Source organism: Halovibrio salipaludis (assembly GCF_002286965.1).
In the GTDB taxonomy this organism is placed as follows: Bacteria; Pseudomonadota; Gammaproteobacteria; order Pseudomonadales; family Oleiphilaceae; genus Halospina; species Halospina salipaludis.
The window spans coordinates 78888-105007 of the sequence record NZ_NSKD01000006.1 but is presented as its reverse complement, the minus strand read 5'-3'; the positions used below and the strand labels follow the sequence as shown (position 1 = coordinate 105007).

26 protein-coding genes are annotated in these 26120 nt (G+C 61.6%); 11 read left to right on the top strand and 15 right to left on the bottom strand.

Annotated elements, in window-relative coordinates; translation table 11 throughout:
• The first annotated feature begins 17 nt into the window (after positions 1-17).
• From CK501_RS12750 to CK501_RS12740, 3 genes are all read left to right on the top strand, one after another.
• Positions 18-1820, top strand: coding sequence for an acyl-CoA dehydrogenase (locus CK501_RS12750; RefSeq protein WP_095618125.1), 1803 nt, complete (start codon positions 18-20; stop codon positions 1818-1820).
• 117 nt (positions 1821-1937) lie between these two features.
• The gene (locus CK501_RS12745) at positions 1938-2717 is read left to right on the top strand and encodes a crotonase/enoyl-CoA hydratase family protein (RefSeq protein WP_095618124.1); all 780 of its coding nucleotides are present in this window, start codon (positions 1938-1940) and stop codon (positions 2715-2717) included.
• Positions 2718-2815: 98 nt separating this feature from the next.
• Positions 2816-3130, top strand: coding sequence for a hypothetical protein (locus CK501_RS12740; protein ID WP_095618123.1), 315 nt, complete (start codon positions 2816-2818; stop codon positions 3128-3130).
• Here CK501_RS12740 and CK501_RS12735 read toward each other — a convergent pair.
• The gene (locus CK501_RS12735) at positions 3119-3784 is read right to left on the bottom strand and encodes an SDR family oxidoreductase (protein ID WP_095618122.1); all 666 of its coding nucleotides are present in this window, start codon (positions 3782-3784) and stop codon (positions 3119-3121) included. The genes CK501_RS12740 and CK501_RS12735 overlap by 12 nt on opposite strands.
• Before the next feature lie 95 nt (positions 3785-3879).
• Here CK501_RS12735 and CK501_RS12730 point away from each other — a divergent pair, with 95 nt between their 5' ends.
• Complete coding sequence (locus CK501_RS12730) at positions 3880-4617, top strand: DUF481 domain-containing protein (RefSeq protein WP_158223119.1); 738 nt, start codon at positions 3880-3882, stop codon at positions 4615-4617.
• Between the two features lie 56 nt (positions 4618-4673).
• Here the strand turns inward: CK501_RS12730 and CK501_RS12725 are convergent, their stop codons facing one another.
• Positions 4674-5111 carry a DUF4168 domain-containing protein gene (locus CK501_RS12725; RefSeq protein WP_095618120.1) on the bottom strand — a complete coding sequence of 146 codons (438 nt, stop codon included), beginning with the start codon at positions 5109-5111 and terminating at the stop codon, positions 4674-4676.
• Positions 5112-5250: 139 nt separating this feature from the next.
• Entirely contained in the window at positions 5251-5637 is a 387-nt protein-coding gene (locus CK501_RS12720) for a DUF4168 domain-containing protein (protein ID WP_095618119.1), read from the bottom strand.
• A 208-nt stretch (positions 5638-5845) separates the two neighbouring features.
• On the opposite strand from CK501_RS12720, the gene CK501_RS12715 reads away from it, so the two are divergent.
• Together CK501_RS12715 and CK501_RS12710 are read left to right on the top strand one after the other, a co-directional pair.
• Positions 5846-7315 carry a sensor histidine kinase gene (locus CK501_RS12715; protein ID WP_143421434.1) on the top strand — a complete coding sequence of 490 codons (1470 nt, stop codon included), beginning with the start codon at positions 5846-5848 and terminating at the stop codon, positions 7313-7315.
• Positions 7312-8703, top strand: a complete 1392-nt coding sequence (locus CK501_RS12710) for a sigma-54-dependent transcriptional regulator (RefSeq protein ID WP_095618117.1) — start codon at positions 7312-7314, stop codon at positions 8701-8703. The genes CK501_RS12715 and CK501_RS12710 overlap by 4 nt, the downstream gene beginning before the upstream one ends.
• Here the strand turns inward: CK501_RS12710 and CK501_RS12705 are convergent.
• The 6 genes from CK501_RS12705 to CK501_RS12680 are packed head-to-tail and all read right to left on the bottom strand — an operon-like array spanning position 8664 to position 14496.
• The gene (locus CK501_RS12705; RefSeq protein WP_233128903.1) at positions 8664-9071 is read right to left on the bottom strand and encodes a Na+/H+ antiporter subunit G; all 408 of its coding nucleotides are present in this window, start codon (positions 9069-9071) and stop codon (positions 8664-8666) included. The two genes, CK501_RS12710 and CK501_RS12705, sit on opposite strands and share 40 nt — an antisense overlap.
• Positions 9068-9337, bottom strand: a complete 270-nt coding sequence (locus CK501_RS12700) for a K+/H+ antiporter subunit F (protein ID WP_095618116.1) — start codon at positions 9335-9337, stop codon at positions 9068-9070. The genes CK501_RS12705 and CK501_RS12700 overlap by 4 nt, the downstream gene beginning before the upstream one ends.
• Positions 9334-9837 carry a Na+/H+ antiporter subunit E gene (locus CK501_RS12695; protein ID WP_095618115.1) on the bottom strand — a complete coding sequence of 168 codons (504 nt, stop codon included), beginning with the start codon at positions 9835-9837 and terminating at the stop codon, positions 9334-9336. Before CK501_RS12695 ends, CK501_RS12700 begins: the two co-directional genes overlap by 4 nt.
• A 1-nt stretch (position 9838) precedes the next feature.
• Positions 9839-11359, bottom strand: a complete 1521-nt coding sequence (locus tag CK501_RS12690; RefSeq protein ID WP_095618114.1) for a monovalent cation/H+ antiporter subunit D — start codon at positions 11357-11359, stop codon at positions 9839-9841.
• Complete coding sequence (locus tag CK501_RS12685) at positions 11356-11697, bottom strand: Na+/H+ antiporter subunit C (protein WP_095618113.1); 342 nt, start codon at positions 11695-11697, stop codon at positions 11356-11358. The genes CK501_RS12690 and CK501_RS12685 overlap by 4 nt, the downstream gene beginning before the upstream one ends.
• Positions 11698-14496: a monovalent cation/H+ antiporter subunit A gene (locus CK501_RS12680; protein WP_095618112.1), complete on the bottom strand. Its 2799-nt coding sequence runs from the start codon at positions 14494-14496 to the stop codon at positions 11698-11700.
• Positions 14497-14589: 93 nt separating this feature from the next.
• Here CK501_RS12680 and CK501_RS12675 point away from each other — a divergent pair, with 93 nt between their 5' ends.
• The 3 genes from CK501_RS12675 to CK501_RS12665 all read left to right on the top strand — a co-directional run bounded on the left by CK501_RS12675 (position 14590) and on the right by CK501_RS12665 (position 17437).
• Positions 14590-14964, top strand: coding sequence for a DUF4112 domain-containing protein (locus CK501_RS12675; protein ID WP_095618111.1), 375 nt, complete (start codon positions 14590-14592; stop codon positions 14962-14964).
• 66 nt (positions 14965-15030) lie between these two features.
• On the top strand, positions 15031-17052 hold the full coding sequence (locus CK501_RS12670) for a hypothetical protein (RefSeq protein WP_095618110.1): 2022 nt from the start codon (positions 15031-15033) through the stop codon (positions 17050-17052).
• A 103-nt stretch (positions 17053-17155) separates the two neighbouring features.
• Positions 17156-17437, top strand: coding sequence for a hypothetical protein (locus tag CK501_RS12665; protein WP_095618109.1), 282 nt, complete (start codon positions 17156-17158; stop codon positions 17435-17437).
• Between the two features lie 136 nt (positions 17438-17573).
• Here CK501_RS12665 and CK501_RS12660 read toward each other — a convergent pair whose 3' ends face one another.
• The 4 genes from CK501_RS12660 to CK501_RS12645 all read right to left on the bottom strand — a co-directional run bounded on the left by CK501_RS12660 (position 17574) and on the right by CK501_RS12645 (position 21941).
• Positions 17574-18320: a ParA family protein gene (locus CK501_RS12660; RefSeq protein WP_095618108.1), complete on the bottom strand. Its 747-nt coding sequence runs from the start codon at positions 18318-18320 to the stop codon at positions 17574-17576.
• Positions 18321-18388: 68 nt separating this feature from the next.
• Entirely contained in the window at positions 18389-19312 is a 924-nt protein-coding gene (locus CK501_RS12655) for a UDP-2,3-diacylglucosamine diphosphatase (RefSeq protein WP_095618107.1), read from the bottom strand.
• A gap of 132 nt (positions 19313-19444) precedes the next feature.
• Entirely contained in the window at positions 19445-21232 is a 1788-nt protein-coding gene (locus CK501_RS12650; RefSeq protein WP_143421433.1) for a bifunctional diguanylate cyclase/phosphodiesterase, read from the bottom strand.
• Between the two features lie 172 nt (positions 21233-21404).
• Positions 21405-21941, bottom strand: coding sequence for an arsenate reductase ArsC (locus tag CK501_RS12645; RefSeq protein WP_095618105.1), 537 nt, complete (start codon positions 21939-21941; stop codon positions 21405-21407).
• Positions 21942-22106: 165 nt separating this feature from the next.
• Between CK501_RS12645 and CK501_RS12640 the strand changes: the two genes are divergently transcribed.
• Positions 22107-23816 (top strand): aminotransferase class III-fold pyridoxal phosphate-dependent enzyme, encoded by a 1710-nt coding sequence (locus CK501_RS12640; RefSeq protein WP_095618104.1) that lies wholly within the window; start codon positions 22107-22109, stop codon positions 23814-23816.
• On the opposite strand, the gene CK501_RS12635 is transcribed toward CK501_RS12640, so the two are convergent.
• Both CK501_RS12635 and asd read right to left on the bottom strand, forming a co-directional pair.
• Positions 23810-24445, bottom strand: coding sequence for a hypothetical protein (locus CK501_RS12635; protein WP_095618103.1), 636 nt, complete (start codon positions 24443-24445; stop codon positions 23810-23812). The genes CK501_RS12640 and CK501_RS12635 overlap by 7 nt on opposite strands.
• Positions 24446-24518: 73 nt before the next feature.
• Complete coding sequence (gene asd, locus CK501_RS12630) at positions 24519-25400, bottom strand: archaetidylserine decarboxylase (RefSeq protein ID WP_198949510.1); 882 nt, start codon at positions 25398-25400, stop codon at positions 24519-24521.
• A gap of 146 nt (positions 25401-25546) precedes the next feature.
• Here asd and CK501_RS12625 point away from each other — a divergent pair, with 146 nt between their 5' ends.
• Positions 25547-26083, top strand: coding sequence for a methyltransferase (locus CK501_RS12625; RefSeq protein ID WP_095618102.1), 537 nt, complete (start codon positions 25547-25549; stop codon positions 26081-26083).
• The last annotated feature ends 37 nt before the right edge of the window (positions 26084-26120 follow it).

Sequence of the window (26120 nt, the reverse complement as noted above, 5' to 3'; positions counted from 1 at the left end):
CTGGAGACCCCATCGCCATGGCCGATACCCTGCTTGACCGACGCGATCTGGCGTTCCAGCTCTATGAGGTGCTGGATACCGAATCCCTGAATGAGCGTGAGCGCTTCAGCGATCACAGCCGGGAGACCTTCGATGCGGTTTTCGATACGGCGGAGCGTATCGCCCGGGAGCAGTTCGCCAGCCACAACAGCCTGGCCGACAGGGAAGAGCCCCGTTTCGAGGACGGCAAAGTCACCATGCGCCCGGAGGTGAAGACGGCGGTGGACGCCTACGCCGGGGCCGGCTTCATTGCCGGGCGCTATGATTACGATCTGGGCGGCATGCAGCTGCCCGAGACGGTCATGACCGCCTGCAACGGTTTCTTCATGGCGGCCAATCCCAGCACAGCGGGCTATCCCTTCCTGACCACGGCGGCGGCCAATGTCATCCGCACCTTCGGATCCCGGGAACAGCAGGACTGGTTCCTGCAGCCCATGCTGGAAGGGCGGTTCACTGGCACCATGGCGCTGACCGAACCCCAGGCCGGCTCCTCCCTGGCGGATCTGCGCACCAGTGCCAAGCCCACGGACGAGGGGCATTACCTGATCAAGGGTGCCAAGATCTACATCTCCGGGGGCGAGCATGAGCTCAGCGACAACATCGTGAACCTGGTGCTGGCGCGCATCCATGGGGCGCCTCCGGGCGTGAAGGGCATCTCGATGTTCATCGTGCCCAAGTACCGGCTGGATGCGGACGGCAATCCCGGGGAGCGCAATGGCGTGGGCCTGGCCGGGCTGATCCACAAACTCGGGTACCGGGGCACCACCTCCACGGCGCTGAGTTTCGGGGACGATGCGGACTGCCATGGCTATCTGGTGGGCGAGCCCCATCAGGGCCTCAAGTACATGTTCCAGATGATGAACGAGGCCCGTGTGGGTGTCGGTTTCGGGGCTGCCGCCATTGGTTACCGGGGATACCGGCACAGCCTTGAGTACGCCCGCGATCGTCGCCAGGGGCGGCCGCCCTCCGAGAAGGATCCGACCACCGAGCCGGTACCGATCATCCAGCATGCGGACGTGCGGCGCATGCTGCTGGCGCAGAAGTCCTGGATGGAGGGGGCGCTGGCCCTGTGCTTCTATGGCGCACGGCTGATGGACGACAGCCATACCCACCCGGACGAGGCTCAGCGGCATCAGGCACGTCAGCTGCTGGATCTGCTGACGCCCGTCATCAAGGCATGGCCTTCCGAGTACGGACCGAAGGCCAATGATCTTGCCATCCAGGTCTACGGTGGCGCCGGCTACACCCGGGAATACCCGGTGGAGCAGTGCTGGCGCGACAATCGCCTCAACCCCATCCACGAGGGCACCAACGGCATCCAGGCCATGGATCTGCTGGGGCGCAAGGTCTGGCAGGGCAACGGCGAGGCCATCCAGCAGCTGTTCGGAGCCATCCAGGCGGACCTTCAGAAAGCACCGGATGAACAGTGCCGGCAATGGGCCTATTCACTGAGCGAAACCCTGCAACAGGCCGGCAAGGTCACCCAGTCCCTGGGGCAGGCGCTGGCCCAGGAGGCGCCGGAGAAGGGGCTGGCCAACGCCAGTGTCTACCTGCGGCTGTTTGGCCATATCTGCGTGGCCTGGATGTGGCTGCGTCAGGCCAATGCGGCCAGTGCCGCCCTGGCTGGTGAGGTCTCGGCGGCTGATGAGGCCTTCTACCGGGGCAAGCTGCAGGCCGCGCAGTATTTCTTCCACTGGGAGCTGCCCACTGTCGCGCAGGACCTGGTCCTGCTGCAGAACCAGGACGATACCTGCTATGCCATGCGCGACGAATGGTTCTGAACCGGCATGACTGCTGTGCGATTGCGGAGGTCTGTAGGAGCCTGCTTCGCAGGCGATCAAGGGTATCGCGCGCATGCGCGCTCCTACAGTGAAAACTGAGATTCTGGAGAAGGCACTATGGCTCTGGTCAACGTTGAAGCGAAAGATCATATCCTTTTCATTGGCCTGAACCGGCCGGAGAAGATGAATGCCATGAACCGGCAGATGTACCACGACATCGCCGCCGCTTACGGCCGGCTGAACCGCGAGCCGGAACTGCGTGTGGGGCTGGTCTATGCCGAAGGGGATCACTTCACCTCCGGGCTGGAGCTGGACGACTGGGCGGGCGTATTCGCCAACGGTGAGGGGCTGTCCCTGAACGAGGGCGAGATGGACCCCTTCGGCATCGTGGGGCCGGCCATGGACAAGCCCGTGGTCTATGCCACCCAGGGGATCTGCTTTACCTGTGGTGTGGAGATGATGCTCAACACGGACATCCGGGTGGCGGCTGACAATACGCGCTATGGCCAGCTGGAAGTGAAACGTGGCATCTTCGCCTGCGGTGGCGCGACCATCCGTCTCCAGGAAGAGGTCGGCTGGGCCAATGCCCAGCGTTACCTGCTGACGGGGGATGAGTGGAGCGCCGCCCAGGCGCGTGAGTGGGGGCTCGTTCAGGAACTGGTGGCGCCGGGAGAGCAGTTTGATCGTGCCCGCGAGCTGGCGGAGAAGGTCGCCAGGGCGGCCCCCCTGGGGGTCCAGGGCAGTCTGCGTTCCTCGCGTATCGCCCGCACAGAGGGGCATGATGCGGCGAAGGCCCGACTGTTCCCGGATCTGGCTCCGGTTATGCGGAGTGAGGATGTGCAGGAAGGCATCCAGTCCTTTCTGGAGCGGCGTGAGGCGGTCTTCAAGGGCGTCTGAGCAGGCCCGGAGTGCGCGTTCTGCCGGTTGATCCACAGTCTGAGCGCCGATATGCTGCCAACCTTAAGCGTATGTAACGTCGCGAGAGATTGAATACGATGGACGACTGGCAGATCGACGTGGAGAGCCAGAAGGCTCGCCACAGCAGTGGCCTGGAGCTGACGTTCGAGGGGCGCCCCCGGACCAAGCATTTTTCAGGCAGCCCTTCCAGAGTACCCGATGGTATGCAGTCCCTGGAGCTGGTGCGCCTGATCCGTGAGGGCTACCAGGCCTTTGAGGCGGCCTGGCCGGAAGAGGGTGGCGGCCCGCACGTGGCGCAGGCCACTGGCAAGCCGCAACAGGAAGAGGGCAGTGGCGTTAAGGTCAGCCACCGCCGTCGCCGCAAGCTCTCCCGCAGCAATTCACCAGGGTAGTTCGGATCCATCCGAGTGCCGGAATACCCCGCTGTTCTCCAGGTTCAGTTCGTCCACCCGCTGGATCAGCCGCTCTGCGGCCTGGGCGGGCGTGATATGGCCGGTATGACCGGTCATTGCCGTCTGCACATAGCCCGGATGCAGGATGCCGACGCTGATGCCTTTCGGTTGCAGATCCACTGCCAGTGATTTCGCGGCGGCATTGAGGGCTGCCTTGGTCATCCGGTAGCCGTAGCGCCCACCGGAGTCATTGTCCGCGATTGAGCCCATCCGTGATGTCATCATGACGACCCTGCCGTTCTGCGGTATCAGCTCAAGCAGGGCTGTGGTGACCTTGAGCGGCCCCAGGGTGTTCACCTCGAACTGGGTCTGGATGCGGTCCCAGTCCATATCCTTCAGGTTCTCATCGGTCAGCAGGCCGGCGTTGTTGTAGAGCACATCAATGGTTTCCCCCTCGAGATTGCGCCGCGCCTTGCCAAGGCTGATGTCGTCGGTGACATCCACGCCCTCGATGATATTCACGCCCAGGGACTTCAGTTCATCCGAGGCTGCCCGGCACAGTGCTGTTACCCGGTCACCGCGTTCATGCCACTGGCGGGCAAGTTCGAGTCCGATGCCACGGTTGGCGCCGGTAATGACCACGTGTTGGCTCATGCGTCCTCCTGTCGTGATTTAACTGGTCAGCGCAGGCCTGTCTGGTAACCTGCGCCGTATCAACAGCCTATTACGAAACCATTGAGGAGGAAAACGTGTTGCAGATACAGAGGTCATTACTGGTGGCAGGCATCGCTGTAGCCCTGACAGCACCGGCTGCGGCGCAGGAGTCGGACGAATGGAGCGGCTCGGTTGAACTTGGCCTTGTCGAAACCTCCGGCAATACCGAGGAAACCACCATTTCAGGTGAGGCGGATGTCACCCGCAACTGGAACGACTGGCGGCAGAATGTCCTGCTCCAGTCGCGGTATGCGGAACAGGGGGGTGAGCGGACCGCCGAACGCTATTCCGCGGCGACCCAGCTCGACTATAAATTCAATCCCAATGACTTTGTCTTTGTCCGGGGCAGTTACTCCAACGATGATTTCAGTGGTTACCAGTTCCAGGCCTCGACCTCGGCCGGCTACGGGCGGCGCCTCTGGAGCGAAGGGGAAAGCTACTTCGATGTGTCGAGCGGTCTGGGTTATCGTTACGGTCGGTTCGATACCCCGGATCCCGAGGAAGGGGAGGAAGAGGAAGATCCCATAGGGCGCCTGGCTGGTGACTTCCGCTATCAGCTGTCGGAAACCGCCCACTTCCGTCAGGAGGCGGAAACCGAAGTGAGTCTGGATGACGGGGATGCCCTATCGCGCTCAGTGACCGCGCTCCAGGCGAATGTGAACAGCTCCCTGGCCATAAAGCTCTCCTACACGGTTGAGCACAATTCCAACCCGCCGACCGGGACCGAGCGCACGGACACGATCACGGCGGTGACGCTGCTCTACGGCTTCTGAGTACCCATGAAAAAGCCCCGCACTTGGCGGGGCTTGTGGACAATCCGGGAGCGGATTCATTCGGACATTTCGTCCACGCGTTCCTGGATTTCCGGATTGGAGTTGTAGGCTACGGCAATGGCGTTGTATTCCTCAACGGTCATGCCTTCTTCCTCAATCACTTCGACCATCTCGGTCTGGGCCTTCTGCTGGAGCTCGCGGGCCTTGTCCTCGGATTCAGCGGACTCAATCTGTGAGACATAGTCCTCGCGGACCTCGCCGATCTTGTCCTGCAGCTCAACAAAATTCTGGAGCTCTTCGTCGGAGAAGTCAGCATTCTGCTGCTGCTCCGGTGCTCCCATGCCCTGGCCCTGGCCCTGGCCTTGGCTCTGCTGTTGCTGCTGCTGACCCTGACCTTCGGCACCGCTGCCGCTGCTGTAGTCCTGGGCCACGGCGGACATGCCGGCGGTGCTGAGTGCGAATGCGACAGCTGCAGTGAGCGTTTTCAGTTTCATGTTGGTACCTCCTCAAGGTAACGGGTTGTGTGGTGCGACACCCGGGAGGAATCAACTGCTGTGCCAGAATGTGACAGGATGAACAGGTGTTAAATGAAAACGCCTCCCGGAGGAGGCGTTCATGACAGCGTGTACAGGCTTATTCGCCTGCCATCTCGTCCACACGCTCCTGGATGTCCGGATTGGAGTTGTAGGCCACGGCAATGGCGTTGTACTCCTGTACGGACATGCCAGCATCCTCAATGGCGCTGACCATTTCGGACTGGGCTTCCTGCTGGAGCTGGCGCGCCTTGTCCTCGGATTCCGCCGCCTCGATCTGGGAGACGTATTCCTCGCGGATCTCGCCAATGCTGTCCTGAAGGTCCACGAACTGCTGCAGTTCTTCGTCCGAGAAGTCCGCCGGCTGTTGGGACTGTTCCATGCCCGGATCCTGCTGGCCTTCGCCGCTGCCGTAATCCTGGGCCAGAGCCTGGGCGCCGGTCAGCCCGAGTGCCAGTGCAAGTGCAAGGCTGGTGATTCGAATCATTGTGGAAGTCTCCTTTGCTGGATTCGCACCCTGCCTCTGCAGGAGTTGTGCCAGGGCCGGATCACAGCCTGAAAATTGCCGTTTCTTAATCAGTTAGCGGTCGCTCTGTGCAATAAATGCCATGGGCTGGAACGCCTGGAGGTGTGACATAATGACACATGGGGCGTACCTGTGTGACATTATGCCTCTCATGCTCAGGGAGGGATCGATGAAACGTCTGCGTCTACCCGGCCTTCAGTTCACGCTGATCCTGGCGGTGGTTCTGCCGCTGCTGCTGGTCAGTGGCGTGGCGGTCTACTGGGGCCTGGGCGTGATCCAGTCCCACGATGAGGAGCGTCTACAGCAGGATCTGGCGCTGCTGGCCCAGGCAACCCGTTACCCGCTTTCCAGGGCGCTTCAGAACGGGGACTACGTCCAGGTCAACGACATCACCACTTCCATTTTCAGTGTAGGCCGTGTCTACGGCGCCTCCGTTTACGATCAGCGCGGTGACCGTGTCTCACAGGTGGGCATTGTGGACCGGGATGTGAGCGACAGCCGCAGCGCGGCGGATGCGGTGGCCCAGGGGGACGATCTGGGAACCTATCGCGAGATCGAGGGCGAGGACGTGTTCTCCCACTTCACGCCGCTGTTCAGCGAGGATGGCCGCATCATCGGGCTGTTGCAGATCACACGGCAGCGCAGCGATTTCGACCAGCGGTTGGCGGATCTGCGCAACAATGCCTGGTGGATATGGTCGCTGACCGCCGGCGCCATACTGCTGGTGGCAATCGGCGGGCATTATGGCGGCGTGGGGCGCCACGTCGGCCGGCTTTCGAACGTCATGGCCCGGGTCCAGGGCGGCGACCGGCGCATCCGGGCCCAGTTGCGGGGGCCTCGGGAAACCCGTCAGCTGGCCGCGGCACTCAACGAGATGCTCGACAGCATCGAAGCGGCGGAACAGGAGATCATTGACCAGAAGGCGCGGGAGACGCGGCTCAACCAGCGCCTGCAGCACCAGGAGAAGATGGCCATGATCGGGCGGGTAGCCGGCGGTGTCGCCCATGAGCTTGGTGCGCCCCTGAGTGTCATCGACGGGCGTGCCCGCATTCTGGAGCGTCGTACCGGTGATGAACGCGGCCAGCGCAATCTCGGGGACATACGTCACCAGGTCCAGCGCATGACCCGGATTGTGCAACAGTTGCTGGACTGTTTCCGGCATTCTCCCAGCGCCGCCGAGGGTCGTTTCACCACCGCGGAGTTGATGACCGGCGTGCTCGACGCCCAGGGCGAGGCCCCTGAAGGGATCACCCTGGAGATTGATAATGCGGCGCCGGAAGCGGTGATCAATGGCGACCGGACACGCTGTGAGCTGGCAGTCTCCAACCTGCTGCGCAATGCCTTCCTGGCGGCCGGCTCCCAGGTCATGCTGAGTGTCCGCAAGGGGCCCCAGGCCATTGCCGTGACCGTTGAGGATGATGGCCCCGGTATCCCGCCGGGGGATCGTGAAGCCGTTCTCGAGCCCTTCCACACTACCCGTGCTTCCGGTGAGGGTACCGGTCTGGGGCTGGCCGTGGTCCGCAGTGTGATGCAGGAGCATGGGGGAGCCATCATCATCGGAAGCAGCCGCTGGGGCGGTTGTGCGGTGGTACTTCAGTGGCCGAGGGCCGGTGGATCGGAAGGAGGTGAATCCGCATGAGTGTGCGTATCCTGGTCATCGAGGACGATTCGAGCCTGCTGGATCTGCTGCGCGAGGAACTGGAGGCGGAAGGCTACGAGGTGGTCACCACCCAGCGGGCTGATGAGGGCCTCCGGCTCTGCCAGGAAGGGGCACCGGATCTGGTGGTCTCGGATCTGCGCCTGCCGGACAGCGATGGCATGGCCGTACTGCGGGGGACCCAGGCGCTCCCTGAGCCACCGCTGTTCGTTCTGATCACCGCCTTCGGGACCGTGGATCAGGCGGTGGATGCCCTCAAGGCCGGCGCGGATGAGTTCCTGACCAAGCCGCTGTCCATGGATCACCTGCTTCTGATGATCCGGCGTCTGCTCGAACAGCGGGCGCTGCGCCGCGAGGTGGATGCCTACCGCTCCAGTGGGGATACGGCCGGTTTCCACGGGATCATCGGTGGCAGCGCTCCCATGCATCGGCTGTATGATCAGATCCGGCAGGTGGCAACCGGGGCCATGCCGGTGCTGGTGCTGGGGGAAAGCGGTGTGGGCAAGGAGCTGGTGGCCCGGGCCATCCATGCGGAGAGTCCACGTGCGGAGCAGCCTTTCGTAGCAGTCAACTGCGCCGGTATTCCCGCGGATCTCATGGAAAGCGAATTCTTCGGCCATGCCAGGGGTGCCTTCACCGGTGCGGACCGGGCGCGGACGGGTCTTTTCGGTCAGGCCGATGGTGGCACGCTCCTGCTGGATGAGATCGCGGAAATGCCGCTGGCGCTGCAGGCCAAGCTGCTGCGGGCGCTGCAGGAGGGCAGTATCCGCCCCGTGGGGTCGGATTCCGAGCAGAGCGTGGATGTGCGGGTGATCGCCGCCACGCATCAGGATCTGCAGGCCCGCGTGGCCAGCGGTGATTTCCGTGAGGATCTCTACTACCGGCTGGAAGCGCTTGCACTGGAGGTGCCGCCGCTGCGTGAGCGTGCCGATGATATTGAGCGGCTGGCCATGTTCTTCCTGGAGGCTTCGTTGCGGCGCAGTGGGCGCGGGGATCTGCGCTTTGATGACGCGGCTCTGGCCTGCCTGCGCGCCTACGACTATCCCGGCAACATCCGTGAGCTGGCCAATGTGGTCGAGCGGGCGGTGACGTTCTGCAATGGCGAGCGCATCCTGCCGGAGCATCTGCCACCGCGGGTGCGGGAAGCGACTGACGCCGCTGGGTCGCCTCCCGAACCCGCGGGTGCGGACACGCAGGGACTTCTTGCGCCGGGGGAGGCGCTGCCAACACTGGAGACACTCCAGCAGCGGTATGTGGAGCATGTGCTGGCGCAGGTGGGGGGGAACAAGCGCCAGGCCGCCCGCATCCTGGGCGTGAACCGCCGGACCCTCTATCGCTGGTTATCGGAGGATGACGAAGACTCCGCGTAGCCCGGGAGACGATCCATTTCGTCCCATGGCTCGCCATGGGTGCCTTCCCGGCAGGCCACCCGACGGTGCAGCGCGGCCCGGGCCATCATGTGGGCGCTGACCGGGGCCGTGGCGAACAGAAAGACGGTGATCAGAACCTCCTGCGCGCTCAGACCCTCGTGGCCCACGCCGAACCAGATCATGGAACCCAGCAGTGTGGCGCCCACCCCCAGGGTGCTGGCCTTGGTGGGGCCGTGAAGGCGCATGTAGACGTCCGGCATGCGCGCCAGCCCTATGGAGCCCAGCAGGGCGACCAGGGCACCGCTGAGCAGCAGCAGTGCGATCAGTGCGTCCAGCCAGAACGGCAGTGCCATGCTTTCCCCCATCATTCGATCACGTCCCCGCGCACCAGGTACTTGGTCATGGCTACGGTGCTCACGAATCCCATGAGCGCGATCAGCAGGGCCGCCTCGAAGATCAGTGATGAGTCCATGTAGATGCCTCCCAGAACGATCACTGCGATGGCATTGACGTTGAGGGTGTCCAGGCCAAGGATCCGGTCGACGATGTCCGGACCGCGCAGCAGGCGGTACAGGTTCAGAAGCAGGCTCAGGCTGAACAGCGCAAGGGCGATGGGCAGTACGGTGGCGGTCATTCCAGGATCTCCCTGAGCGGTGTCTCGTAGCGCTCGCGGATCTGTTCGATGAGCTCGTCCTCATCGTCCAGGTGCAGGACATGCACCAGCAGGTAGGCCCGGTCCGGGCTCAGGCCCGCTGATACGGTGCCCGGGGTCAGCGAGATGCTGCTGGCCAGCATGGTGATGGCGAACTCATTGGTCAGCGACAGGGGGTAGCGCACGAATCCCGGCGTCAGCGTATCGGGATCGCGCAGGATCAGCCGTGCCACGGTCAGGTTCGAGCGCAGTATGTCCACCAGCAGCCGCAGCATGTACAGCAGCAGGCGGCCGGGGTTGTGCAGGTGCGGGCGCTCCGGCCAGAACTGCTGGGTTGAGAAGGGGATCAGCCAGCCCAGCACCGCCCCGATCAGCACCTGCCCCGGGCTGACCGAGTTGACCAGCAGCAGCCAGAGCACCAGCAGGAACAGCGAAAAGTGGGGTCTGGGCCACCAGTGGGTCAGCTGCGGCATGAGTGTCATGTCAGTGCCCTCCCGTCAGTCTGAGGTCGGCCTCCTGGGCCGCCCTCACGTAATCACCCGGCGCCATCAGCTGTGCTGCTACTGACCGGGTGTAGTCCATCAGCGGCGCTGCGGCCAGGCTCAGCGCCAGTCCGGCTCCTACCAGAACGATCACACAGGCGAGCCGCACCCGGTCGGCCCTCATGTCATGGTCCCGTTCCGGTGACTGGCGCCAGAAGAACTTGCTGCCCGCCCGGCTGAGCGCCACCAGCATCAGGAAGCCGGCCCCGAGCAGCAGCGGCCAGAAAATTCCGGCGGCGCCTTCCGCGAGGCTCGCCTGGAGCATCCAGGCCTTGCTGACGAAGCCGCTGAACGGCGGAAGCCCGGCCAGCGCCACGGCGCCAAAGAAGAACAGGATGCCCAGGGTTCGCCTGTCCTTCATGGCGGCGGTGACGACCATGTAGTCTCCGGCTGCACCGCGCTGGCGGGCAATCAGGTCCGCGAACAGGAAGAAGCCTCCCGTCAGCAGTGTGGTGTGCACCAGATAGAAGAGCGCGGCGGCCAGCGCCTCGGTACTGCCCAGGGCAATGATAGCCATGAGGGTTCCGGTGGAAACGATGACCATGTAGGCGGTCATGTTGCGCAGGCTGGTGGCGCCCAGAACTCCGATGCCGCCCAGTGCCAGGGTCGCCAGCGCGAGGGGCCAGAGCCACTGCCAGGCCGTCAGGGCTGCCAGTGGCTCATCCAGGGCGAACACCAGTGGGAAAACCCGGATCATGGCGTACAGGCCGACCTTGGTCATGACCGCAAACAGGGCCGCTACTGGTGCGGCCGCCGCGGTGTAGGCGCGTGGCAGCCAGAACAGCAGCGGCAGCAGGGCCGCCTTGACCCCGAAAACCACCAGCAGCACCAGGGATGCGGCCTGCAGCAGAGGCTGGCCAGCCTGGGGCGCCTGGCTGATGCGGACCGCCAGATCCGCCATGTTCAGTGTGCCCGTGAGCCCGTAGAGCATGCCCAGTGCCAGCAGGAAGAGCGCTGAACCGATCAGGTTGATGATCACGTAGTGCAGCCCGGCCCGGCTGCGGGCGGTGCCGCCGCCGTGCAGAAGCAGGGCGTAGGAGGCGATGAGCAGCACCTCGAAGAAGACGAAGAGGTTGAAGATGTCCCCGGTCAGGAAGGCGCCGTTGAGCCCCATGAGCTGGAACTGGAAGAGGGCGTGGAAATGGGCGCCGGCATCGTCGTCACCCCGGCAGGCGTAGATGAGCGCCGGCAGGGCCAGGGTGGCGGTCAGCACCAGCATCAGTACGCTCAGCCGGTCCGGAACCAGCACAATCCCGAAAGGTGGCGCCCAGCCACCGAGGGCATAGACCATCCGTCCGTGTTCCAGGACCATGCTTCCCAGCCAGAGCACCAGACCCAGACCGGCCACAGTGGCGCCCAGGCTGATGAAGCGCTGGGCGTTCAGGCCCAGCCGCGGCAGGGTGACCAGCAGCGCTCCGGTAATGAGAGGCAGCAGTATGGGCAGGACCGGCAGGTGATTCATGGGCGCCAGTCCTCCTCGGGATCCACACCGTCAACGTGGTCATTACGCAGCTCCACCGCGGCACGCAGGGCGAGCACCACCACGAAAGCCGTCATGGCGAAACTGATCACGATGGCTGTCAGAACCAGTGCCTGGGGCAGTGGGTCCGTGGGGTCAGCGGATTCACCGATGACCGCCGGCGCCGCCAGAGCCAGCCGGCCACTGGCGAACAGGAAGAGGTTCACCCCATGGGACAGCAGGGTCAGTCCCATGATGACCGGGAAGGTGCGACCGCGCAGCACCAGGTAGATGCCACAGGCGGTGAGTACGCCGACAGCAGTGGCGTAGAGTGCTTCCATCTATCCGATCTCCTTGCCGGGGCCGTGCACGGTCATGAGTTTGCCCAGGTTGGCGAGGATCAGCAGTGTGGCCCCGACCACGGTGGTGAAGACGCCCAGGTCGAACAGCAGCGCGGTGGCCAGCTCCAGGTGGCCCAGCAGGGGCAGTTTGTAATGCCCGAACCAGGAGCTGAGGAACGCTTCGCCGAACAGCAGGCTGCCCAGCCCGGTGCCGCAGGCAAGCAGCAGCCCCAGCCCGATCAGGGGCCGGAAGGGTGTGAGCATGCGTTCATGGGCCCAGGCAAGACTGCCGGCCATGTACTGCAGTGAGAGCGCAACCGCCGTGATCAGTCCGGCGATGAAGCCGCCACCAGGCATGTTGTGCCCACGCAGGAAGATGTAGGCCGAGACCATCAGCGCTATGGGCAGTATCGGCCGCGCCATGGTGCGCAGGATCAGCGGGTGGGGATTCGAGGCCCAGTACTGGTCCCGTTCCTGCGGGATGCGGTCCTTGAGCTGGAGGTTGCGGGTCAGGGCGAAGACCGCCACGGCCGCGATCCCCAGTACCGTGATCTCGCCCAGGGTATCGAAGCCGCGGAAATCCACCAGTATGACATTGACCACATTGCTGCCACCGCCACCAGGCTTGCTCTGGCTCAGGAAGAAGTCCGCGATGGTGCTGTGGGGGCGGGTCATGATGGCGAACGACACCAGGCCGATCCCGAGTCCGCCCAGAGCGGCAACGCCCAGGTCACGACCCTTTCGCAACCGGCTCGACTCACGGGGCGTGGTCTGTGGCAGGAAGGACAGGGCCAGCATCATGATGATCACCGCCATCACCTCGACCGAGAGCTGGGTCAGCGCCAGGTCCGGCGCCGAGAAGCGGGCAAAGGTGAGAGTGACGAAGAGCCCCGCGCTGCCAAGCAGGAGCAGGGCGAACAGGCGCTGGTGGTGGCCGAGCACCGCCCCTACCGCGGTGGCCATCAGCAGCACCAGGCCCAGGCCGGTCAGGGGATCCACGGGCGTCATGGTCTCGCCACCGTGCCACTGGATGCCGGAAAGCAGAACCGGTCCGGCCAGCACAATGGCCGAGAGGATGATCAGGGCGATGTAGCGCTGGACCGAGCCGTTCTCCAGTGCATGGACCAGCCGTTCGGCCCTGCCGCCGGCGCGGGTCATCAGCCATTCAAAGATCTCACGGGCATCGGCCGGAGGCAGCTGGTCATAAAGCCGGAACAGCGGCTCCCGGGCCATGTAGACGAGCAGACCGCCAAGCATGGCCGCCAGGCTCATGAAGAAGGCGGTGCCGATGTGGTGGAGCTGGTGCATGTCGTAGTCGGGCAGGGCGACGCCTGCGGCGGCGGATGCAACGGGGCCGATGAGCCCATGGACCACTGACTCCGCATGCCAGCTTACCAGCACTACTGCCAGGGCCAGCACGGCAGCCGGGATCTGGATGCCCACGCCGGGGTTCTTCGGGGGCCAGACAGGCAGATCCTGCGGTTTTCCGTTGAAGAACACGTTGTGGAAGATGCGGAAGGAATAGGCGGCGGAGAACAGGCCCGCAATGGCGGCCAGCGCTGGAGTGAGCCATTGCAGCGGCATGATCACCGGGGCTCCCAGGCTTTCAATGAAGAACATCTTCTTGCTCAGGTAACCGCCAAGCAGCGGCAGCCCGGCCATGGAGGCGGCGGCCACGGCGCTGATGACCGTCAGGGCCGGAAGTGTTCGCCACAGGCCGTTGATGCGGCGCATGTCCCGGGTGCCGGTTGCCTTCTGGACGGCGCCGGCCATCATGAACAGCGGTGCCTTGAACAGGGCATGGTTCAGCAGGTGGAAGAGCGCGGCCACCATTGCCATGCGTGTGCTCAGCCCCACAAGGAGGGTGATCAGCCCGAGATGGCTGACGGTGGAATAGGCCAGGAGCTCCTTGGTGTCATGCTTGAACATGGCGATGAAGGCGCCCGTCAGCAGTGTCGCCATGCCGGCGGTTGAGATGCTGTAGAGCCAGGCGTCCGTGTCCCCCAGGGCGGGGTTGAGCCGGGCCAGAAGGAAGATGCCGGCTTTCACCATGGTGGCCGAGTGCAGGTAGGCGGAGACCGGCGTGGGCGCCGTCATGGCATTCGGCAGCCAGAGGTGGAACGGGAACTGGGCGGACTTGGTCATGGCGCCGATGAGCACCAGGCCGAGCATCCAGGGGTAGAGCGGGTCCGAGGTCAGGGCTGTTTCCGGTGCCAGGATGTCACTCAGCTGGAAACTGCCCACGCTGTTACCGATCAGCAGAACCCCCGCCATCAGTGCCAGCCCGCCACCGCCGGTAATCACCAGGGTCATACGCGCGCCACGGCGGGCCGGGCGTTCGTCCTGGTGGAAGCCGATCAGGACAAAGGACACCAGGCTGGTCATCTCCCAGAACACCAGCATGAACAGCAGGTTCTCGGAGGTCACAATGCCCAGCATGGCGCCCATGAAGGCCAGCATCAGCGAATGGAAGCGCACGGCCCCGTGCTTGCCGGCGAAATAGAAGTGGGCATAGAGCGTGATCAGCAGGCCCATGCCGGCGATGATGAGCGCAAAGAAAAGCCCCAGTGCATCCAGCCGGAAGGCCGGCGAGAGACCGATCCCGGGCAGCCAGGGATAGTGTTCGATGAGAATGGTGCCACCCAGAACATCCGGGGCCTGGCTCAGCAGCACGCTGACCATGGTGATTCCGATGGTTCCGGCAATCAGGGCAGGCAGGATCGCTGTCGAGCGCCGCGAGACCAGCGGCGTAATCAGGGCCCCGAGCAGGGGCAGTGCGACAGTCGACAGCAGCATCATGAACGCAGGTATCCTTGGGTTCCGACGCCGCGAAGGGTACTGGAGGGAGGCTGGATTGTCAGCTACCCGAAGGAGGTATAGGCTGCTTCCGTTATGAGTGAGATCCCTGCCCGAGACCCTGAACACGAGCGTGCCACACTGGCGCGGCTGGAGCGGTTTGCCCGGCTGACCGATTCCCGTTTCCGGGTTCCCTTCACCGGTATCCGTTTCGGTATCGGCCCCCTGATTGGCCTGATTCCGGGAGTGGGGGATTTTGCGGGACTGGTGCTGTCACTGTACCTGATCCAGCAGGCCCGCCAGATCGGGGCGCCCCGCTCCCTTCAGCTGCGTATGCTGGGTAACGGTCTGGTGGATGCCGTGGGAGGCACCCTGCCGGTGGCCGGTGATGTGTTCGATGTCTTCTACCGTGCCAACAACCGCAATGTGACCCTGCTGCGGGAGCATCTGGAGTCGCGGGTCATGGTCTAAACTGCTTGCATCCTGTGCCAATGGAGGGAAACTGGGCGGCAGGAATCCACGACCGGAAACAAACGCATGTCTGAACCCGTTCGGTACGCCGGGACCACGCCGGGCCCTGATGCCAGTCCCATTGTCAGCGCCCTTGATAATGCCATGGCCAGCCTGGAGAAGGCCCCATCCCACGCCAGAGGCAACCACGTGGGCCAGGTCCTGGACCAGGCCCGCAAGCTTCTGGGTCTGCCGGAAGGGCCGGCGCTGCTGTTCGAACGTGCCCCCCGGCTGGAGCAGGCCGGGGTCTTCGTGGGCAGCGACTGGGAGCTGCCGGATTCCCTGCAGGCTCGCTTCGTACCCGCCACCTTTGCCGAGGGCGAGGCCCGGCTGATTGCCCTGGAGTGTCTCAGCGAACTGCGCATGCTGGCCGTCGCCAGTGGCAGCTGGTTCCATCCGCGCCTGTCCGCCGAGCAGGCGGAACACTTCCTGACCCAGGTGCTGGCCTTCAACCTGCAATCGGTATTTGGCATCAGTGATGAAGCCGCGCGTAACCGCCCGGCGGACATCCAGCGCATGCTTGATCATCATCTGGGGTTCGTGGCCGAGCACATCGGCTTCGACAGCATTCTGGACCATGTGGTGGCTGAAGTCTGGCGCCTTCTGCGCCAGCGGCCGCTTCAGGTGGACAACATCCGCCAGATGATCGACCGTATCGCGGTCTGTCTTTTTGACCCGGAGGTGAGCCTGGGCACCACGGCTCGCGGTGCCGAGCAGCTGGTGAGCGCGCTCTACGGCCCCACCCAGCATTCCCGCGAGGATCCCGGGGTGGAGGTCTACGAGGAACGGGTCCGCGGTCTGGACAACATGGCGCTGGACGCCGAGGCCGCCAGTTTCGCCCGCGCCATGCATGATACCGGGCTGGTCGCTCCCTACCATGCGATTTTTCTGCGCTATGCGCTGGAACAGGACGATGCCGAGATGGTCGCCCGCTGTCTGGGGCTGAGCAGCACCGGCAGGGACTGCCTGTTCTGCTACCGCCGTTTCATGATGGACCTGGCCCGCTATAGCCTCTTTCCGGAGAACTGTCATGCGCTCTATGGGCTTGCCTGTCTGCTGGAGCGGGGCATTCTCTACCAGAACAGCATTGCCGCCGCCCTCTGGCGCCAGATGAAAACCCCGATCCATGCGGATGTGCGCGCACTGCTGACCGGGCTTTATGGGGATGCCCATGAACCCGGTGTCTACCTGATGGGAGGGTTGATCGGTGCCCTGGGGCTGCCGCTCGGCCTGGGGCAGGGCAACAATCCGGCCTGCCAGTCCACCCGTGCGCTCTCCATGTGGGCGTACACGGACCCCGCTTACCTTCTGCAGCTGGTGCGCTGGGCGTCGCGGGACAACCAGGTGGTGATGGAGTTCGAGGGCCAGTCCCTGAACTCCGCCTACCTCTATACGGGGGTGGTCAGCCAGTGGAATCTGGACCTGGATCCGCTGTCACTGGTGCTGGTGCCGCATCTCGACCGGCTCTATCTGGAAATGGGGCGGCTCTCTGACGGCCGCGGTGAGGACCCCCACCGCTGGATCAATCCGGAATTCCACGGCTGGTGGGTGCACCGTGGGTTTGCGATCGCAGTGGACGTGGAGACCGGCAGGCTCGAGGATCCGGACGGTTTCATCCGGACCTTCTATTCGCTGTACAACCCGCTCTACAACGGCAATACCCCCGTGGTGCACCCGCAGCCGGCGGGTATTGCCGTCACCGACAGCCAGGCCCGGTTCGTGGGCTGGCACGCCATCGCCATACTGCGCGTGGCGCTGGACCAGGACGAGGTGATGCGGGTGTATTTCTACAACCCCAACAACGACAGCGGCCAGGACTGGGGCAAGGGCGTGACCGTCTCCACCGAGGGCTATGGCGAGCAGCACGGCGAATCCTCCCTGCCAATCAGCGAATTCACATCGCGGCTCTATATCTTCCACTACGATGTGACTGACTGGCAGCTGCACACCACTGAAGTCCCGCCTGAAGAGATACAGGGAGTGCGTGCCCTGATGGAAGGCAGTTGGGGTGCGGACCGGCTGGGCAGGAAAGTGTCACCAAATCGTTAAAGTCGTTCGCTATGATTTCGCCTCGCTAACGTCATGACCTGCGGCAGGTGACCTTCCTGTGGGTCATGAGGAACCATGGAGATCCTGCCGGAAGGAGGTTCTGATGAGTAGGCTCAGATCTGATATCCACATTGAAGTCACGCAGGCCTGTGAAGCGCTTCAGAAAGCCGAAGTCGTCCCCCAGGAAGAGCTTGAGATCATTGCTACGGATGTACTATTACGGGTAAGAACCCCGAATGAGGGCGGCGAGGATACAACGCTGGTGAACAGGATTCGCGCGGAGCTCATTGATCACGTAAGCAGTCTGGGTGTCACGGTCCTGCCCATCAGACGATCAGTCAGTCAACGCCTTGATGGTCCGGTGAATGGGCCACCTGCCGCCTGAATGATCCTGCCAGCCGCGGGGCTGTGATCGCGGTTGCCTGCTACTGTCTCCAGTCTGGAGCGCCATCTGGAGCCAGGCCTCCCTGCGTCAGTGCACAGGTTTGGACTTGATTTAGGGTCGGATGTTCACTGGAAGATTACAGTTTCAGTTTTGCCCGGATTTCCAGCCACAGCTCGCGGTAGGCACGCGCTGCCCGGCCGTGGCGATCGATGAGCTCCAGTGGCTTTCGATGCTCACCCATTTTCTCGATTGCGCTGGCATTGGGAATGGCCGTTGTCAGTGCTCTGGGCAGTGCTGTCGCCCGATTGTCCACAATTTCGCGATGCAGGCTCTTGCGTCGGTCGACCATGGAGAAAAAGGGGCGCATACGTTTCGGTTTCACCTTCTGGTCCTTGGCAAATGCGTTCATTTGCTGCCAGCTGTTGAGGGAGAGCCACGTCGGGATAACCGGAACGTAAATTGCGTTTGCGGTTTTCAGAACCTGCTCGGCGAGCTCCGATAGAGACGGGGGACAATCGAGAATAATCAGGGCTGTCTCCTCGGACAGCGGTTTGAGCCATGTTTTAAATGGGTTCTCGGCGTTGCTCTGATTAAGCTTGATGTCGAAATTGCGCGCGCTCTGATGCGCGGGGATCAATTCAAGTCTGGAGTAGGGCGTGTGTTGAACGAAATCTCCGATGGGTGACTTACCCTTGATCAGGGGCCCGAGCTTTTTCCCTATCTGCTGATCGTCCCCGGAAAGGAACCATGTGGCGGCACCTTGTGGGTCAAGATCCCAGAGCAGTGTGGATATGCCCTCCTGGCTCGCAAGATACGCGATATTCACGGCGGCTGAGGTCTTACCGACGCCACCTTTAAGGTTGTGAAAGGCGATAACCTGCATGCATGCTTACCAGTCGACTGGAATTCAGCGCGCATCATACGTATCAGGCTGGCGGATATTATGTCAGTTCAATGACACGTCCCATCTTCAAACCCTGGTTTCTGGTGATGTCTCGCTGTCAGTCCTGCGCTTGCATTGGGCCTCTTTGGGGAACTGCCTTTCTGCTGGTACCGGGTTGGGGAGGGAGAATTCGGATAGTTCACGCAGGCCTCTTCATCCAATGCGGTGTCTTGCGACGGCTCCTTGGCAACAATGTGCGGATGCTCGGACCAATGCATCAGGCTGAGCCGGCCCGCATAATCCTCAACCAACGCTGTGCAGTGCTCCACCCAGTCCCCATCGTTACAGTAAAGGTGATCCTCACCGAGGCGGAATCCCGCAGAGTGGATATGGCCACAGATCGTGCCGTCAACCCGGCCTCTTCTCCCGGCCATCAACACCGCGTGCTCAAAGCGTGCAATAAAGGCCCTGGCCTTTCCCAGACGCTGTTTGATGTAGCCCGCAAGGGACCAGTACGGTTTTCTGCGCAAGCGCCGCCAATAGTTGGTCCAGCGGTTCGCGCGAACGAGGAGTTCATGCAAAGGACTCCCGACCAACAGCATCAAGGGACTACAGCGGACTGCCTGGTCGAATTCATCGCCGTGACAGAGGTGGAATAAGCGGCCATCGGCCATGGTGTGCTGTGTGCTTTCACGCAGTTCAATGCCCGCGATAGTCTGGCCACAGAACGAGCGCAGAAACTCGTCATGATTACCGGGGATGTAGACGACATGGACACCGTTGCTCGCCAACGCCATCACCCTGCGGATAACCTCGAGATGGCTTTCCGGAAGAAATACCCGGCGCTGCATGGCAATCAGGTCGATGACATCGCCCACCAGGTACAGCCGTTCACAGGTCACCGAGTCCAGAAAATCCAGTAGATGCTCGACCTGGCAGTCCAGTGACCCTAAATGGAGATCCGAAATGAAGACGCTCCGGTATTCGTGCACAACCACCTCCGCTTATTGCATGCCCTTCCATTACGAGGATGCAATGAACGGATGACCCTGGGATTAATACGCGTTTTCAATACCGTGACAATTGCTGGCAGGTTCACTGGCAACGAGGAGTGACCGCATTACTCAGAGTGCTTCGCTGAATCTGTTACAGAAGTCAGGGGTGGGTGTATCGCTCTTAACAGACGCGTTTCGCGGCCTTGTTGCGTGCGACTCACACCCCTTTTTTGCCCTCTGTTTGGCTTCTGTGGCTGCTTCAACGACCGAATCCACATCATGAGCAGTGTCCGGTGTAACCTTGATGACGCCGGTCGTCAGATGGGCCAGCGGCCATGTGTGGTACTGACCAGTACGGTCCTCTGCTTCAATAAAGCCGACTTGCTGAGCTTTTTCGGGATAAAGCTTCAGGCATTCGGTGTCGAATCGCTCCGTGACCAGACTGGTCGCCTCAACCGCATGGCGCGGATCGTGCGAGAAGACCAGAAAATCATCGCCGCCAAGATGGCCGATCGTGTCATCCGGCCAGTTAAAGTGTCGCTGGAGCTGCTCGCCCAGAAGAACGATCAACCGGTCTCCGGTCGCAAAGCCGAGATGGTCATTCAGTGGCTTGAAGGCGCTGATGTCGAAATAGAGCAGGTAGAAGTGCTGCTTCTCCCCAAGCCTGCGTTCAATTTCTTTCTGGATGGGTACATTGCCGGGTAAGCCGGTCAAGGGGTTGGAATGCCTGGCCTTGTCGATGCGTTGCTCGGTAATCTGCTTCAGAAGCGCCCTGGTCGCCCCCATGCCCTCGTAAAAACCGTTGCGCGTCACCAGGAAATGCTGCCTGAGGTAATCGTCCTCATCCTCAGTGAGCTTCTGGCTGAGCTCTTCCAGGGGCGTGTCCACTTCAAAAACGAGCGCATCCGAGGCCATAGCGGTCCCAACTGGTTTCTTTTCGTGCAACGCACGACCGAAGTTGGTTCCGAAACGTTCCAGGATCTGCCATTTGTGGAGGACCCCCTTCGCATGGCCTGTGTTGTCGACAACGGGCAGTGCAAAAACGCCGGGGTTTGCCTGCAACTGTTCCCAGGCGTCACCCAGCGTATCGTCCGGGTGCAGTGTGTCCACGTAATGCATAAGGCTGGCCGCGCTGAGCCGGCCCCTTTGTTGGTGTCCGGATTTCAGATGGGATAGTGGCTCCATATTCGCCGTGGCGACGGCTTTGGGGCGGCCAAAGAGAAATCCCTGAATGTAACGTACGCCCAGGTCCTGCAATACTTCCAACTCCTGGTAACGCTCTACGCCCTCCGCAATAACACGGCAGTTCAGTCGCTGCGAGAGTTGCATGACTGAGCGGACGAATTCCCGCTTCACCAGGTCCTCGTGGATGTCCTGGATGAAATGGCGATCGATCTTGACGTAATCCGGTTCAACCTCGGACCAGAGTTTCAACCCGGAATACCCGGCACCAAGGTCGTCCAGTGCGACTCTGAATCCTTTGCTTTTAAGCCATTTGAGCGAGTTTTTGAGTTCGTCCATGTCAGCGGCCGGAAAACGCTCCGAAAGCTCGATAACGATCCGGTCCGGCGGCGTGGTACTTGGGTTCAACAGGGCCTTCAGTATCTCCCTGTCGAGATGACCGGGTATCAGGTTGTCCGGACTGACGTTGACGAAAAGGGTCTGGGTCCGGTGAGTGCTCTGCCAGGCCTGACGGGTTGCATGCAGGCATTCGTTTTCCAGCTCCAGGCTGCGATTGCCGCGTTCAGCCGTTTCAAAAAGCACTGGGGCCGGGTGCAGAGGGCTGTCGGAGGGACCTCTGCTGAGCGCTTCAAAACCTTCAATGGTGGCTTTCTGAGCATCGATGATGGGCTGGAAGAGTGTCTGGATCAGTTTATTGTCAAGAACTCGATCCAGTTCTGCTTCAAGACTGCTCAAGCTCACGGACTGCCTCCGGATAACTGCTCATTGAGTGCTTGTGCTTTATACGCGTGAGAGGTGGCTGTTTTATGAATCGAAGTTTCAGGATGTAACTGGCCACCTCAGTATGGGGTGGGTAAGCGCAACATCATTCCCGAGAGCTAAAAAGTGTTGGCGTGAGCCTGCAGGGCTATTCCGGCGTCTCCAGGTCGTCATCGGCTTTTCTGCCTATTTCCCGGACTTCATGCTCGAGCTTCATGCGATCCAGTGAGGTAATAGGCAGGTTCATCAGAAGCTGTATGCGCTTGCGCAGCATCGCAAAGGTGGCTTTGTAGGGTTTCAGCCTGGCCTCGTCAGAGGCGGACTCACCTGGATCGGCTATCACCGGATCCTCAAGCCCCCAGTGCGCCGTTATTGGTTGCCCAGGCCACACCGGGCAGGGTTCAGCAGCGGCTTTGTCGCATACCGTAAAGACAAAATCGAAATCCGGGGCATCGGGTCCATGGAATTCGTCCCAGCTTTTGCTTCGAAGGCCCGATGTGTCGAACCCCATGCTGTCGAGGTACTTCAGAGCAATCGGATGCACGGATCCCTCAGGGTTGCTTCCCGCACTGAAGCCTCTGAAGCGTCCGTTACCTAACCGGTTGATCAATACCTCACCGAAAATGCTTCTGGCACTGTTCCCGGTACACACGAAAAGGACGTTATAGGGTTGTTGTTCACTCAATTCGACACCACCTCACCGCACGATGAAAAATTAGTGAACCAACCTTTTATGACAGCGTTGTTACAGCGGGCCACATGCCAGGATCATCGCCCGGTTGTCATATCCCTCTAACAATCCGGCGCCAGACTGGACCCTGTCATCTTCTATCCAAAACAGGAGCATGTTATGGGAGCCACCTATGCACTGGCAGTGCTGGTTATCCTGTTGGTCGCTTTTACGCTGAATCGCCTCTACTGGCGGCTGGAACTCTCACGGGCCAAACACCCCTCGCTTCAGGGCCACTCAAAGATGGCCCGCCGTGTTGCCCGGTGGGTCCCTTTCTACGAGTTCCAGGGCGATGCCCTTTTCAATTGCGATGGCGCACCGGAGTCCATCGCGCAGCGCCGGCGCGAGGGGTTCCAGGCACTCAGTGCACGGCTGCGTGGCGCCACCTCGGAGTCGGGGCAGTTGACCTCGTCGCTGGAGCAACACCTCTCTGATACCCAGTTCATCAACAGCTATCGGGTACCGTTCCAGTTCCGCAGCGCCGTGCGCGACCATCTGATGCCGGGCATGGTTGCGGATGCATCGGCCGGCACCCGCATCAGGGATATCGATGGCCACTGGCACTACGATCTGTCCGGGTCCTATGGGGTGAACGTCTTCGGGTACGATTTTTACAAGAGCTGTATCGACGAGGGCGTAAACCGGGTGCGCAACCTGGGGCCAGTGTTGGGCACCTATCACCCTCTGGTGCTGGATAACGTGGAGCGGATCAAGGACATTTCCGGGCTCGATGAAGTGTCATTCCACATGTCGGGTACCGAGGCCGTGATGCAGGCGACACGACTGGCCCGCTATCATACGGGGCGTTCCCATCTTGTGCGGTTCTGCGGCGCCTATCACGGTTGGTGGGACGGGGTTCAGCCCGGTATCGGGACGCAACGTGCGGTTAACGACGTCTATACGCTCAAGGATATGGATCAGCAGACGTTGCGCGTGCTTCGCACCCGCACGGATATTGCCTGTGTCCTTGTCAGTCCCTTCCAGGCGCTCCACCCCAACGGTGGTGCTCCCGGCGATGCAACGCTTGTGAACAGTGACCGCCATTGTGCGTTTGATCCGGACCGGTACGGGGACTGGTTACGACGTTTACGGGAGGTCTGTACCCAGCGCGGCATCGTGCTCATATTTGACGAAGTGTTCTCCGGTTTCCGCATAGCCTATGGCGGTGCCCAGGAGTATTTCGGGGTACAGGCGGACATGGTGACCTATGGCAAGACGCTCGGCGGTGGCCTTCCGGTTGGCGTGCTCTGCGGGCAGCATCATCTAATGAAGCGCTTCCGCGATGATCGACCCACGGATGTCTGCTTCGCCCGCGGGACCTTCAATGCGCACCCCTACGTGATGGCCTCAATGAACGTGTTTCTGGAGCGCATCCAGGACCCATCCATCCGGCGCGTCTATCGCGACATGCGCGCACTCTGGGACCGGCGTGTCGAACAACTCAACCACGCGCTGGAGTTGCGACAGCTGCCGGTCCGGGTTGTGAATCTCGTTTCAATCTGGAGTGTCATCTATAGCCGTCCAGGCCGGTACAACTGGCTGTTCCAGTTCTATTTGCGTGCGGAAGGACTGCACCTGTCCTGGACGGGAACCGGTCGCCTTATCTTCAGCCATAATTACACGGACGAGGATTTCGATGCTGTCCAGCACCGCTTTATTGCCGCCGCCAGTTCCATGGAGGCGGACGGATGGTGGTGGAACGATGGACGCCTGACGAACAAGCGCATCAAAAAGCAGATTCTTCGCGAAATGCTGGGCTGCTGGTTGCGTGGCAGGGGAGGGGCTGGACGCCACGCCCCTGCTGCGGGCTCGCCGATTCCGGATCAGTGATTGGCGTGTTCCGTCTCGGCATGGGGCGGATCAAGATCGTCCATGGGGTCGATCAACTGTCCGCGCATGAGGTAGAACGGCGAGCGGTAGTACATCCGGATGTCATTGAACGGATCGGTGATGATCTTCAGCAGCCAGATCACACCGGTGGGGACATCGCGGATGAAAAAGAGCTGCACCGTGCGGAACAGCAATGCTGCCATGCCCAGGGCAATCCAGATCAATGACAGATTGTAGAAGTAGCCGTTCCAGCTGGTCTGCGCCTCCAGAAGCCCGAAAAACCCAGGGTTCATCCACAGCGCCACTGGTGTCAGTGCCCAGACCGAGAGCAGCACCACCTTGCGTTTGAGGTTGTACCCCACCTTGATCTCTTCCTTGTAGGAGTGCGAGACGTGGTTCACCTTGTCGTAGTCATGGGGCTCAAAGAAGAAATGCCCGATCTGGCGCGACATCATGGCCACGCCCCAGCCCATGAACGCCGAGACCATCGGGTTGATGGCGAGGTAGAAATAGGCGGTCAGGAAGCTGAATGCGCTGACCAGATGCAGCGACTGATTGATCCGGCTCTGGTGATAGTAGCGGTGGTCGTCCCAGCGTTGTTCCTCAAGCTCTCTCAGTATGTTGATCATTGTCACTCCAGTAGTTGTTTATATCGCAACCCTATTGTCAGGCAGGGGTCGTGATAGTTTGTTGACAGGGGCTTTACCGGTTGAGGACAGGTTCTCCCATGTGAATCGTCTGCCCCTCCTGGAGGGCTGGATGGAGCGTCAGCTCCGGTCCCGTGAGCACGATGATGGTTGAGCCCTGCTCGAAGTACCCCATCTCCTCGCCACGCTCATATTGGGTGCTGCAGGGAATGTGGTTCGCTCCCTCGTAGCGCAGGTTAAGTGGGTATTCCAGGGCGTACAGGCGGATACTGGCGACCAGGATGGCGGCGACCGGTACCAGCAGGATGCTGGCGGGCTCGTCGCCGGTTTTTGCGGGCGGTAGGTGCAGTTCAAGGATGGCGCGTTCGTTTCGGCAGAAAAGCTTCTCAACACGCTTCAGCGCGACTGGGTTGACGTTCCAGGTATCCCCGGAGATGTAACGGATCTGGTGCAACTGGCAGGCATCGGGCGCATGAAAGCGATGGTACATGCTGGCGGTGATGCGCAACGTCAGGAATGAACCGTTGCGGTAGCGCTCGGCAAGCGTGTCATCTCCCAGCAGTTCCGCGAGATCGTAGGGGTAGCCCTTGGCCTGGAATACCTGTGTGCCATTGGTTTCGCCCATGGCACCAATAATGCCGTCGCAGGGGCTGACGAGCCGTGCAGGATCAGGGTCCAGCGGGCGCATGCCGGGGCGCAGGGCTCGAACGAAGCAATCGTGCATGCTGTCGAATTCCGTTTTCTCGGCCTCCTCCAGGCGGAGGTCGCCCGCAAAGAACTGCCACAGGCCCATGCATGGCTTTTTGATCCATGGGTGGCGGATGCGGCTGAAACGGCCCATGAAGAGGGTTGCCCAACGCCTGGGTATGCGGTTGGTCAGCAGGAAATTCAGGCGTTCCCAGCGGGTCAGCCGGTGGAGAAGTGTGGTTGGTGTCACAGTCGATCGTCCGGGCTGATGGGTTTCAGTACGAGCGACAGAGAGGATGAAACAGGCGTGTGACCACTTGATGAAGGCGGCCGTCAAAAAAGCGTAACATCCTTCATGGACCATCATGCGGGTCTTTCCATAACCGGAGTTCCTGCATGCTGGTCGTTATCCTCCTGGTCAGTGCCCTCCTGCTCAGCTTTGAACGGATCACCTATTTCCTGGTGTCACGTTACCCTGAAGGCTGGTACCGCCTCTGCCAGCGCCCGCCGCTGGCCGCCTTCGGTGGCCCCGTCAATGCGCTCCACAAACTGTTCTACGGTTTCAAGGCGATACAGGGGGCGGTGTTTCTTTACTGGTGGATGCGCTTCGGTGATACCTGGATGCCGCTTCCAACCGCCGAGGGTATTGCGCTGATTGCGGGGCTGCTACTGGTCGGCGCGGGGATTTTTCTGAATGCGGCGGTGTTTTCGCGACTGGGCCGCACCGGTGTTTTCTACGGAGCTGAAATTGGCTATGAGGTCCCGTGGATCACCGGCTTTCCGTTCTCCATGATGCGTCACCCCCAGTACCTGGGGGCGCTGCTCTGCATCTGGGGCCTGTTTGTGGTGATGCGTTTCCCCCATGGCGACTGGTTCTATCTGCCGCTGATGGAGACAGCTTTTTACGCCTGGGGGGCCCATAAGGAACCATAGCTTGCAGGAAGATCATTCCTGGCTGTCAGTTGGAATC